Genomic DNA, 13,083 nt, shown 5'->3' with positions numbered 1-13,083 from the left:
TGCAACACCACTCACTAAAATAATAGTTAAAACACCATGAGTAAAACGGTCAAACATAAAACAGCCGATACACCGCCCTCTAGAAGAATGCCCAATCGCGATGTACGTCCATTTTTTGAAAAGTTGGCAGCGACGATTGACGAGCCAGTCACAGAATTAAACTACAAAAGTAATTTTGAACTACTTATCGCGGTTATCTTATCTGCACAAGCGACTGATGTGAGCGTCAATATTGCCACCCAGCAGTTGTACCCCGTGGCGAACACACCTGAATCGATACTGGCACTAGGCGAAGAAGGTCTAAAGACATATATCAAAAATATTGGCTTATATAATGCTAAAGCGAAAAATGTCATTAAAACTTGCCGCGATCTGATTGAAAAGTTTGATAGTACCGTCCCTGACAACCGCAAAGATCTAGAATCATTGGCTGGTGTGGGTCGTAAAACTGCCAACGTGGTGTTGAATACTGCCTTTGGTCAGCCAACCATGGCCGTTGACACGCATATCTTCCGCGTGGGCAATCGTACTGGACTCGCCACTGGTAAAAACGTACTTATCGTCGAAAACAAACTGGTCGAGCGTATCCCAGATGATTTTATCGTTGATGCGCATCATTATCTTATTTTGCATGGGCGTTATACCTGCCAAGCGCGTACGCCACAATGCGGCGCTTGCCCCGTTTATGAAGAATGTATGTTTAAAGATAAAGCGGCATTTTTAGAACTATAACGTAGTGACAATCCTGTCTCAAAGACAAGCTTATGTAGCCATGAACTGGCAAGTACCTACGTTTTACGACAGTGAATCACTTGTTGAGCATTTCTTATAGTATAGCAAGTGCTGCTCACTAGAGTTTTATAACGTTTCAGGGTAGAATAACCCTATTTTGCGTTAAGAGATTTTGGCAATTACCCCGCTTCTGATAAGGCAATCTGCACACTGACAGTAGACTATTGGAGCGAACATTGACCTAACTCTCTACTATAAGAGCCATAAAAGCTTATTATCATTGCTCCATATATTAATTGGTTGCATATATGAATTGGTTGAATGATAGTAGGCCTAGATTTTAACCAAATTGATGACAAAAACTTTGTTCAACACCGATTTTTAGCATTGAGAAACACCGATTATCTGCCGCGTAAATGCGTGGTCAACATTAATTAGAGCAGCACCCAGAGTGTTGCTTTTCCTACCTTTATTGATTCAATTAAGCGATCCCATTATGCGTGAATACAACTTATTTACCTCCGAATCTGTGAGCGAAGGCCATCCTGATAAAATGGCTGACCAAATATCAGACGCCATCCTTGATGCTATCTTACGTGAAGACTTACACGCACGTGTGGCTTGCGAAACCTTGGTAAAAACAGGCGCGGTGATACTTGCCGGTGAAATTACCACAACCGCCAATATCGATTTAGAGCGTCTGGTGCGTGACACGGTCAACGGCATTGGTTATCACCATTCAGACCTAGGTTTTGATGGTGAGACCTGTGCGGTTATCAATATGCTGGGTAAGCAGTCTCCTGAAATCGCGCAAGGTGTCGATCGTAGCGACCCTGAAGAGCAAGGTGCAGGCGATCAAGGTTTAATGTTTGGTTACGCCAGCAATGAAACTGATGTATTGATGCCAGCCCCTATTGAATATGCCCACCGTTTGATGGAGCGTCAATCTGAGCTGCGCCGTGCAGGCGAGCTACCTTGGCTCCGTCCCGATGCCAAAGCGCAGGTAACCTTAAAATATGATGGCAACCGTCCTGTCGCTATCGATGCTGTTGTATTATCCACACAGCATGATCCAAGTATTGCGCAGTCTGATCTGCAAGAAGCAGTAATGGAGTCTATCATCAAGCAAGTACTCCCATCTGACCTATTACATGCGGGTACACGCTACCATATTAATCCAACAGGTAAGTTCGTCATTGGCGGTCCAGTTGGTGATGCAGGTTTGACGGGTCGTAAAATCATCGTTGATACTTACGGTGGCATGGCGCGTCATGGTGGCGGCGCTTTCAGTGGTAAAGATCCTTCAAAAGTAGATCGCAGTGCTGCTTATGCCGTACGTTATGTGGCCAAAAACATCGTTGCAGCAGGCCTTGCCGATCGCTGTGAAGTACAAGTGAGCTACGCAATTGGGGTTGCTGAGCCAACTTCTATCTCGGTCAACACCTTTGGTACGAGCAAAATCAGTAACGATGAGATCATTCGCCTGATTCGTACTCACTTTGACCTACGTCCTTATGGCATCACTCGTATGTTGAACCTGTTACAACCAATGTATCAGCAGACGGCTACCTTTGGACATTTTGGTCGTCAAGGCTCAGAAACTGCCTTTACTTGGGAAAAAACAGACAAAGCTGATATTTTAAAAGCAGACGCTGGTTTATAAGAGTCATTACGTTGAATCATTTACAAACCGTCTTTATACACTAAAATTATCGATACTTATTATTAGGAGCAGCTTATGTCTCAAGACAGCAACACTCAAGACAGCAACACTCAAAACAGCAACACTCAAGACAACAATGTGGATGCAAGCATTGAAATCACCCCTGAAATGCAGGCGTTTTATCAACGTGCTGATGCCATCATCGGTGTCGCCAATAGTCAGCTAGGCCCTGATGCCCATTCAGGACAGGTAGGTGCTTCTTTGTTGTATGCTGCCGCACGCTATAGCGCTTCCGTTGCCTCGATTGGATTTGTGAAAGGCGATGATTTTGCCAAAGAAAAAGACGATATCGTCGAGTTCTATGTCAAACAGTATCGCCAGATGTTAAGCGACAACTTGACAGATTATGCACAGAACTTTGATAAATACGTGCAGCTAAACCAAGACGACAAACCAGCTGAATAAGCCAATCTCGCCCGTTTAGATGCTCTTTTATTAAGAGAGTAGCAAATAAAGTACATAAAAAACCCAAGCTAAATTAAGCTTGGGTTTTTTGTGCAAAGTGATTGAGTAGACAGCTATCGATTAGATATTATAATGTCTTAAGCGCTTTATTGATCTCACAATAATACTCACGAGCGATAGCAGGACGCTATCGAACGCCATTAATAAGGAAATGTAATCATGCAAAACAGCTTATCCAAACGACTCTCGGTACTGAAACCATCATCATTTATATTATCTTTAGCAATAGCATTGACAGCTTGTAGCTCTACACTTAATACAACTATGCCGACTACTGTGCCTACTCAATCAAGCACGAATAATAATAGCCAAATGCTAGAGAACACGCTAACCCAATGTCCAACCTCTCACTCTGAGAGCACCATGTGTACCATGCAATATGACCCTGTCTGTGTGAAAACGAAAGTTGGCTCAGTGATAAGTTACCGTACTGCTGGTAATGCTTGCTCAGCTTGTAATATTCCTGAAGCCATTAGTTATACAAAAGGTGAATGCAGTTAATTCATAGAACTGTTTCATTCCAAAAAAGATATTTGAGTAGCCATAAAAAAGCCCCAATTTAAAAATAAATTGGGGCTTTTATTAACGATTAGAACAACGGTTAAAATAACGATTTTACTGCTTAGTCACCCTTAACAATCTTGGGTGGGCCTTTGAGTAAATGCTCATCAACAAACTCATCTGCAGAATTATGATCTGCCGACTCATCTGTGATAAAGCTTTGCTGCGCTCGATATAGAATCAAACGGTCACGGCTAAGTCCTCGCAACAACGCATACATTATGACAAAAATTACTAAAGCGAATGGCAATCCTGCTACGATGGCAGCTGCCTGCAAAGCAGACAATCCACCAGCCGCTAACAATATAGCAGCGATAATGCCTTCTGTGGTTGCCCAAAACAAACGCTGAATCTTTGGTGGATTGGTATCGCCACCAGCGGTCAGCATGTCAATCACAAAACTGGCCGAATCTGATGAAGTCACAAACCAAAGCATAATCATGACAACAATCATTAATGTAATCGGTTTGGCTAGTGGGTAGTACTCAACCAGCTTAAAGATTGCGCTACCGGTATCTGCTTGTACTGCTTCAACCAATCCTGGGCTAATACCTGTCACAGCAGAGGCCAGCTCCATGTGAATAGCCACGCCGCCAAAAGTTGTGAACCAGAAAAACAAAATAAGCATAGGGATTAATAGCACCCCAAATGTAAACTCACGGATGGTACGACCACGAGAGATACGGGCAATAAAGATACCAACGAATGGTGCCCAGCTCACCCACCATGCCCAATAAAATATCGTCCAAGCACTTTGCCAATCTGTTCCACTATAAGACTCGCCCCACGTACCCAAAGGTACGATCACGGTCAGATAGTTACCGATATTTTCGATAAAGCTATCAAAGATAAAGAGCGTCGGCCCTAAAGCCACCATGAATACCAATAAAACGATTGTAAAACCGATATTGATATCACTAAGGCGCTTAATACCTTTATCCAAACCCATCATAACGGAAGCGGCTGCAAGCGCTGTGATGAAAGCTATCAAACCGAACTGTACAGTGAGACTATTCGGCGTACCAAATAATTTCTCAAGTCCCGCATTGATCTGCATCACTCCAAGCCCGAGTGATGTGACCACACCAAACATCGTACCGAACACGGCCAAGATATCGACCGTATGCCCCCAGCGACCATAGATTCTTTTGCCGAGTAAAGGATACAAGGTTGAGCGAATCGATAAAGGCAAACCGCGGCGAAAATGGAAATATGCTAACGACAGTGCCACAATCGTATAAATGCCCCAAGCGTGTAGACCCCAATGCATAAATGAGATATTCATCGCTTGCTTTGCGGCTTCAACCGTTTCGGCCTCGCCCATTGGTGGTGCCATAAAGTGATACAACGGCTCCGCTGTACCCCAATAAACGAGACCAATACCAATACCCGCAGAGAACAACATACCAATCCAAGAAAACAGATTGTACTGCGGTCGCTCCGTTTGGTTGCCTAAACGAATATCACCATAGCGACTCATTCCTAAGTAAATGCAAAGCCCGAGCGCTGTATTCACTAAGATAATAAATAACCATCCGAACTTATCGGTAATGAAATTCTGTAAGAAACTAAAAACTGCCCCTGCTGTTTCGGTGAAAAGCGCACCGAAAATAATAAATCCAACGATCAACAGTGACGATGTAATAAACACGGGTTTACTCACCCGTGGAAAAGGTCCTAATCTACCTACTTTTACTTCTTCCATGTGCAAGTCTCAAAATTTAAGGAATATTACCTTAACAAAATAGGCTTTAACTATCAATCAATTACAAAATAAAACTTGATAAAACCTTTAAATTATTCTAATAAGATTGATAGTTTTTTTAAAATGTCTACATAAATACAGATCTAAAAGCAGCTTTGCTATGATATTACTTAGGCAACAATCTGAGTAATCGTCCACCATCACCATCTTCCAATGCCCACACTTGCCCATCAACTGCCAATACACTACGGACACGCTCACCTATGTCATAGCGATAGCGTTCAGTAGCACCATTATCTTCATCGACACTTACGACAATAAGCGCTTTTGAAGATAAACCACTGATTAAAAAATCACCTTGTAATGCTGGAAAATCATTGTGGCTACCAGCCATATATAGACTCAGTGAAGATGGGGAGATAACAGGTGTCCATGTGATTTTAGGCATTTCAAACTCAGGACGAGTGTCGTGATCTGGGATTGGTGTGCCTGAATAATTACGACCATTTGATACAATCGGCCAGCCATAGTTTTTGCCTTTTTCAATCAGATTAAATTCATCACCACCCTTTGGTCCCATCTCATTCGCCCAAAGCCTGCCGCTTTCATCAAATCTTATGCCGAGCACATTGCGATTGCCCATTGTCCAAAACTGAGAGGCAATGTCATTACTATCATTGACAAATGGATTGTCCTTTGGCACCGAGCCGTCAGCATACAACCTAATAATCTTACCTAGATTCATGCTCATATCTTGTGCGGGCTCTTTTTTCTGGCGTTCTCCTGAGCTGATATATAGATACTGTCCATCAGGTGAAAACAATAAGCGATGGCTGTAGTGACCTTGCCCCGTGACTTTTGGAGATTGCTCCCAAATTGGCGTGATGGCCTGTAGTGTGGGCGTATTTGTGCCTAATCCTGCAAGCGTCGCTTTGATTACTTTTGCCCCAAACTTATTACTATCACCTCCTTTTCCTGCTTCTACATAGCTGATATATACAGCCTTCGAAGTCGCAAAATCTGGCGCTAATATAATATCTCCCAAACCACCTTGACCACCGTAGGCCACTTTAGGGATGCCTGCGACTTGTGTTTTGCTACCCGTCGCCGTATCTACAATGAACAGCTCCCCTGTTTTTTGTGTCACCAGCAGTTTGGGCGCTTTGCCATCTGTATTGGGTAGTGCTGTCATGGCCCAAGGCTCATCAAAAGTTGCGACCGCTTTGGTTGTGAACTCAGGCTTGTCTGCGCTAACTTGAGCATCACTTGTCTGCACATCTGCTTTAGAGGTTTGGCTCTCTTTCTGTTCTGGCACGTTGTTACTGGTATTGACGGTTGCAGGATTGGAGCAAGCTGATGTGCTAAACAATAAAGCCGCAATGAGTAACGGCGAGGTTAAGGGCAGACTTACACGTTCAATAGGGGCTGTCATTGTTTTGTCCTTTCTATCCGATTGGCATTTATTTTATTGGTCATCCATTTATTTATAGCATAGTCTTGATATTTAAGAGATATTTAAATGGTAAAAAAACAGTAACGTAAAATACCACCGTAAACGAAAAGCCCCTTACCTACGATTGTAGATAAGGGGTTTGTTTTAAACATACAGTTAGGTCATAAAAACGTCAAAGCCAATGGGATTAGCTCATTCTAAGCTTATCAAAAGTCAGCTTATCGTCTGCACCAACATCGACTTTGATGATATCACCTGCCACAAAATCGCCCGCTAATAATTTCAATGACAATGGGTTTTCGATCTCTTGCTGAATGGCACGTTTGAGTGGACGCGCACCATAAACAGGATCGTAACCGACGGCAACCAATTTATTCATCGCATCGGCTGATAGCTCAATATCCATCTCACGCTCTTGGATACGCTGACGTAAGCGATTTAATTGAATATCGGCAATACCTGCCATTTGCGACATACCAAGCGGATGGAAGACCACAATTTCATCAATACGGTTGACGAACTCTGGACGGAAATGCTGCCCAACCGAATCCATTACTTCCGCTTTAATATCCTCATAGCTCTCGCCAACCATCTCTTGAATCTTGTGCGAACCCAAGTTACTGGTCATGATAATGACGGTATTTTTGAAATCTACCACTCGACCTTGCGAGTCGGTTAAGCGACCATCATCCAATACTTGCAGCAAGATGTTGAACACATCAGGGTGCGCTTTTTCTACTTCATCGAACAATATGACACTATATGGCTTACGGCGTACCGCCTCAGTTAGCGTGCCACCTTCTTCATAACCGACATAACCTGGAGGCGCACCAACTAAGCGGCTAACGCTGTGTTTTTCCATATATTCACTCATGTCGATACGTACGATTGCGTCTTCAGAGTCAAACAAGAAGTTTGCTAGTGACTTGGTCAGCTCAGTTTTACCAACACCCGTAGGTCCTAAGAATAAGAACGAACCTGAAGGACGATTGGGATCAGATAAGCCTGCACGGCTACGACGTACCGCATTGGCCACCGATTCGACCGCTTCGTTTTGACCGATGACACGTTCATGGAGCTTTTCTTCCATTGCGATCATCTTGTCACGCTCGCCTTGCATCATTTTACTGACTGGAATACCAGTCGCGGCTGCCACCACTTCTGCAATTTCATTGTCGGTGACTTTATTACGTAGCAATTTGACACCGCTGCCTTCACCTGTCTGCTCTTTTTGCTCAGCCAAATCAGACTCATGAATACGTCGTTCTAACTGCGGAATGGTTTCGTATTGCAGCTTACTCATGGTCTCATAATCGCCTTCGCGGCTGGCTTTGTCATACGCAATACGGGCCTTATCCAGCTCGTCTTTTAACTGTTGACTGCCTTTAACTAGTGCCTTCTCTGCCTGCCACACTTCATTAAGATCGGCGTATTCTTTTTCTAGCTCTTCTATTTGAGCATCAAGTACTTTACGCTCAGCTTGTGCGCCAGCATCTTCTTCGTTTTTGAGCACCTCACGCTGCATTTTTAGCTGAATGAGGCGGCTATCCAGCTTACCCAATGATTCAGGCTTGCTATCCATCTCCATCCGTAGACGACTGGCCGCTTCATCAATCAGATCAATCGCTTTATCTGGTAGCTTACGGTCAGTGATATAGCGATGACTCATGCGCGCAGCAGCAATGATTGCGCTATCTTGAATATCGACGCCATGGTGCAGCTCGTAACGCTCTTTTAAACCCCGTAATATCGCAATGGTATCTTCGACCGTTGGCTCATCGACCAGTACTTTTTGGAAGCGACGCTCAAGCGCGGCATCTTTTTCGATATACTTGCGATACTCATCCAATGTCGTGGCTCCAACACAATGCAGCTCACCGCGTGCCAGTGCAGGTTTTAGCATATTACCTGCGTCCATCGCGCCTTCTGATTTGCCCGCACCGACCATCGTATGCAGCTCATCGATAAATAAGATGACATTACCTTCTTGCTTCGCCAAATCGCTCAATACGCTTTTGAGGCGCTCTTCAAACTCCCCGCGAAATTTTGCGCCCGCAATCAGCGCGCCTAAGTCTAATGACAACACCTCTTTGCGGCGCAGACCTTCAGGTACGTCACCATTGATGATTTTTTGTGCCAAGCCTTCGACGATAGCGGTTTTACCAACGCCCGGCTCACCAATGAGTACAGGGTTATTTTTCGTACGGCGTGACAGTACCTGAATGGTACGGCGGATCTCTTCGTCACGGCCAATGACTGGATCTAGCTTGCCTAGCTCTGCTTGTTCAGTCAGATTGATCGTGTACTTGTTGAGCGCATCACGCTGATCTTCTGCGTTTTGGTTATTGACCGTATCATCACCGCGCAATTGCTCAATCACCGCTTTTAGTTTACTTGCCGTCACGCCTGCACTTTCAAATATCTTTTTGGTTTCGCCCTGCTCAGCGAGTGCCAACATCACCCATTCCGTCGCGATAAAATCATCGCCTTCTTTTTGCGCCTGACGATCTGCCAAATTCAAGATTTTGACCGAGTTTGGGTTTAGATTGACATCACCTGTCGGCTCCGAAATAGTGGCTTGGTTATCTAGTGCTTTGGCAACGCCATTTTTTAGCGCTGGAATAGAAGCGCCTGCTTGTTGGCAGATAGATAAATTAGACTCATCTTGTAGCAATACCGCAAGCAAATGCACAGGATCAATGCCTGTATGATCACGACCTAACGCTAGGCTCTGAGCTTCTTGAATGGCGGATTGCAGTTTTTGCGTAAACTTCTCAAATCTCATGTTTATATCCTTTTATAATTAGTATTTTCAGTGAGCTTTCTAGGGACTCTATTAGTCTAGTGCCCACTGTTATCTGTCACTTATATAAGGTATATATACACCTATTTCAAGACGATTACCAAATAAAACCTTACTTAAGGCAATGATATTTATTATTAATAATATTTAAACGGGTTATTAATACCAGTTAAATGAAGTTAGGAGATAGGAAACGTCATCTTATTGATGTAGATTAAAGAGAAATCTCCGTTGAATACGGTAATAAGCAATGCACTTATTGAGCATAAACCCAATCATAATCCGACTATTCTACTCCACGATTTCGATAGGAGTACCAAGTATCACCGCTGCCATAATTTCATCCATATCATCATTGGTAACCGCGATACAACCATCGGTCCAATCGCGTCGTTGATTCAACCAGCCCAAATCTCCAAAGCCATTCATTTGCCCATGAATCATGATATCGCCACCCGGATTGACCCCTAATGAATTCGCTCGTGCCTTGTCTTCATTATTGGGATAGCTAATATGGATAGAACGATGCGCAATAGAGTTCTCGTTTTTATAATCTAAGGTATAAATTCCAACGGGCGTACGCTGATCGCCTTCTTGTTGCTTATGACCTGTTGGACTACCCCCTAGCGCAATACGATACGACCTAATGATTTTACCATCGCTCATCAATTTTAAGATACGATCTGATTTGTCGACGAAGACTCGATCAATGACTGCCGACGCAGGAATGGAGTTTTTGGATTTTGAAGAGTTCTTGGCATAAGCAATAGCACTGGTGCTTACAATAGCAGCAAGGCTAATGCCTATAAGTAACCAATACATGCGCTGCTTATCAGATGGGTGAAATTTATTATAAGAAAATGGCATAGGCTTTGATCCTCACAATTAATTTTTTGTCATTAATCATATGTATCAAAGTACTATGCCAGATTCTGTAGATAAATTTTGTGCAGAAATAATGAATCAATCGCTGTGCTGTTACACCATGCGAATCGCACCATCTAAGCGAATCACCTCGCCATTTAGATAAGCATTGTCAATGATATGAGTCACCAGTTTGGCAAACTCATTGGGAGCACCCAAACGTTTAGGATATGGCACACCTGCCTCTAGCTGCTCTCGTGCTTTCTCAGGAATACTCTCCATCATCGGCGTAGCAAAAACCCCTGGTGCGATAGTCATAACGCGAATGCCATGACGTGCCAGCTCGCGAGCAAGCGGTAAGGTTAGGCCAACCACGCCTGCCTTGGACGATGAATAGCTGGCTTGACCTACTTGACCATCAAAGGCGGCGATGGAGGCTGTATTAATAATAATACCTTGATCTACATTCTTTTCTACATGCTCGCCTGCACTGCCATCATTCGCTATGCGTTTGGCGATGTTAGCCGCGACCAAACGGGCAACGTTAAATGAACCGACCAGATTGACATTGACCCCACGGCTAAATGCCTCAAGATCTGCCGGATTGTTATCACGATCCAGCAGCTTTTGTACCACTACGATACCAGCACAGTTGATTGAACCTTGTAAGCCGCCGAAAGCTGACTCTGCCATCTCAACGGCTGCTTGCACTTCATCGCCGTTAGTGATATCACAGCGCACAAAACGTGCGCTATCACCTAGCTCAGCAACCAGTGCTTGCCCTGCTGCTTCATTCAAATCAGCGATGACGACGTTGCCGCCTTGGCCGACAATCGCCCGAACCACTGACTCGCCCAAACCTGATGCACCGCCTGTGACCAAAAAACTATTCTGTTTAACTTGCATGATTATTCCTTTAAATCTTCACTTTTTATTAGATATTTTTCTATGAACTATATGTATAAATGTTCTATTAGATAGTTACGCGGCAGATAGACTACGTAGCAAAAAGCGTTGAATCTTGCCACTTGGCGTTTTGGGTAATTCGGTCACAAATTCTACTTCACGTGGATAGGCATGAGTTGATAGACGTTTGCGTACCAGCTCTTGGATTTCTTTGGCAATCTTATCGCTACCTTTGATGCCCTCTTTTAACACCACATAAGATTTGATAGTGTGACCACGCACTTCGTCTGGCACACCTACTGCTGCAGATTCTGCCACTGCGTCATGCTCTAAGACGGTGTTTTCGACATCAGTAGGCCCTACGCGGTAACCTGCAGTAATAATGATGTCATCATCACGGCCTGAGAACCAGTAACTGCCGTCACTATGACGCTCGACCACATCACCTGTCAGATAGTAATCATCTACAAAGGCTTGTTTTTCGTTCCAGCTATAGCCACGGAAATAAAACGCAGGTGACTGACTAACGACAACTGCTAGCTGACCCTGTTCACCATCTGGTAGTACATTCATATCATCATCTAGTACCACTAGCGTATGACCTGGTAGCGCCATTCCCATCGAGCCAACTGGTGATTCATGTGCCAGCGCATGATGAGCACAGCAAGTCATACCGGTTTCTGTTTGACCGTACTGATCTTTTACCTGACAGCCCAGATAGGTCTCGACCCAGTTAACGACTTCGGTATTCAATGTCTCCCCTGCTGAGTTGGCACAGCGTAGAGCGAGTTTGGCATTAGTATCAAGGTCATCGTCATTGCCGTCTTTATGGTCAAACACGCCGCTGGATTTCATCATACGAAATGCCGTCGGTGAAGAGGCCAAATTGGTAATCTGGTGGCGCACCATAAAGTCACGCGTATTGGTTGCATCAAAGCCTGCTTCATTAAAATAAGTCGTGATACCTAATAGCAGTGGCCCTGTGATAGCATAATATAAGCCATATGCCCAGCCGGGATCGGCCATGTTCCAATATTGATCGTCTGCGCGCAGATCAATGGCATAACGCATATAGAGATAAAACGCAGGTAAGGCTGATAATGGCACACTCACGCCTTTTGACTTACCGACTGTACCTGAGGTAAACATTTGCAAGAATGGCGCGTCCGTATCGAGCGTAACGGGTTCCATCGTTTGCGACTGTGCTACCATGGACTGGCTATAATGATCGTCACCCCACGTCTGAGCGTCCTCAGTACTGCCGACCAATACCATTTTGGTTTGTGCGGCCAAGTCATCAAACTTGTTGCGGTTCTCTACATTGGTAAAGACTACTTTGGTATCGGCTTTATCCATGCGATACTTGATTGAGTCATAGCCAAACGCGGTAAATAGCGGCTGATATACCGCGCCGATGCGCCATGTCGCCAATACAACGGTCAGTAGCTCAGGCGTACGCGGTAGCATCGTCGCTACCTTGTCGCCCGCTTTTACGCCATACGACTGTAGTAGGTTAGCAATTTGCGCGCTTGCTTTATTGAGCTCACCAAAGCTCATGCGCGTGACATTGCCTGTCGTATCTTCGTGTACCAGTGCGGCATTATCCGCGCGGCCATCACGTACATGACGACCACAGCAAGCCATATAAGCATTTAGTCGATCGTCGACATGCTCGTCAAAAATTTCTGACAGCAATGTATCCATATCAAAATTATTATAATAATCGGTATAGTTTTTTGGTGTCGCTGAAGCATCTGTGTGACTGATGGTAGGAGTTTGAGAGGCGGTGTTCATAAGCTAATCCTTTAGCAATAGCAGATAAAATGATATTCATGGTTGTAAAACGGTCACATCCTATAGACCGTTTAGTA

Annotated in this window: 10 protein-coding genes; 4 read left to right on the top strand and 6 right to left on the bottom strand. The window is 44.3% G+C overall.

Going from position 1 to position 13,083, the window contains the following annotated elements:
- Positions 1–87: 87 nt before the first annotated feature.
- The 4 genes from nth to ACTXGK_RS20630 all read left to right on the top strand — a co-directional run bounded on the left by nth (position 88) and on the right by ACTXGK_RS20630 (position 3,421).
- On the top strand, positions 88–732 hold the full coding sequence (nth, locus tag ACTXGK_RS20645; protein WP_522910234.1) for an endonuclease III: 645 nt from the start codon (positions 88–90) through the stop codon (positions 730–732).
- Between the two features lie 496 nt (positions 733–1,228).
- Positions 1,229–2,395, top strand: a complete 1,167-nt coding sequence (metK, locus tag ACTXGK_RS20640) for a methionine adenosyltransferase (protein WP_443516763.1) — start codon at positions 1,229–1,231, stop codon at positions 2,393–2,395.
- A 168-nt stretch (positions 2,396–2,563) separates the two neighbouring features.
- Entirely contained in the window at positions 2,564–2,860 is a 297-nt protein-coding gene (locus tag ACTXGK_RS20635; RefSeq protein ID WP_443516846.1) for a DUF3144 domain-containing protein, read from the top strand.
- 219 nt (positions 2,861–3,079) lie between these two features.
- A complete protein-coding gene (locus ACTXGK_RS20630) occupies positions 3,080–3,421 on the top strand; it encodes a hypothetical protein (protein WP_443516761.1) in 342 nt (113 codons plus the stop codon).
- Positions 3,422–3,542: 121 nt separating this feature from the next.
- On the opposite strand, the gene ACTXGK_RS20625 is transcribed toward ACTXGK_RS20630, so the two are convergent.
- The 6 genes from ACTXGK_RS20625 to ACTXGK_RS20600 form a co-directional block, all read right to left on the bottom strand.
- Positions 3,543–5,186: a BCCT family transporter gene (locus tag ACTXGK_RS20625; RefSeq protein WP_443516759.1), complete on the bottom strand. Its 1,644-nt coding sequence runs from the start codon at positions 5,184–5,186 to the stop codon at positions 3,543–3,545.
- Positions 5,187–5,352: 166 nt separating this feature from the next.
- The gene (locus ACTXGK_RS20620; protein WP_443516757.1) at positions 5,353–6,618 is read right to left on the bottom strand and encodes a PQQ-dependent sugar dehydrogenase; all 1,266 of its coding nucleotides are present in this window, start codon (positions 6,616–6,618) and stop codon (positions 5,353–5,355) included.
- Between the two features lie 208 nt (positions 6,619–6,826).
- Positions 6,827–9,424 carry an ATP-dependent chaperone ClpB gene (clpB, locus tag ACTXGK_RS20615; protein ID WP_443516755.1) on the bottom strand — a complete coding sequence of 866 codons (2,598 nt, stop codon included), beginning with the start codon at positions 9,422–9,424 and terminating at the stop codon, positions 6,827–6,829.
- Positions 9,425–9,733: 309 nt separating this feature from the next.
- Positions 9,734–10,309, bottom strand: coding sequence for a L,D-transpeptidase family protein (locus ACTXGK_RS20610; protein ID WP_443516753.1), 576 nt, complete (start codon positions 10,307–10,309; stop codon positions 9,734–9,736).
- Between the two features lie 111 nt (positions 10,310–10,420).
- Positions 10,421–11,212, bottom strand: a complete 792-nt coding sequence (locus tag ACTXGK_RS20605; protein ID WP_443516751.1) for an SDR family NAD(P)-dependent oxidoreductase — start codon at positions 11,210–11,212, stop codon at positions 10,421–10,423.
- Between the two features lie 75 nt (positions 11,213–11,287).
- Complete coding sequence (locus ACTXGK_RS20600) at positions 11,288–13,006, bottom strand: AMP-binding protein (protein WP_443516749.1); 1,719 nt, start codon at positions 13,004–13,006, stop codon at positions 11,288–11,290.
- Positions 13,007–13,083 lie beyond the last annotated feature (77 nt).

This window comes from Psychrobacter sp. T6-5, assembly GCF_052258485.2.
Taxonomy (GTDB): Bacteria; Pseudomonadota; Gammaproteobacteria; order Pseudomonadales; family Moraxellaceae; genus Psychrobacter.
Note: the sequence above shows the minus strand (reverse complement) of the source record. Positions and strands in the feature narration are given on the sequence as shown.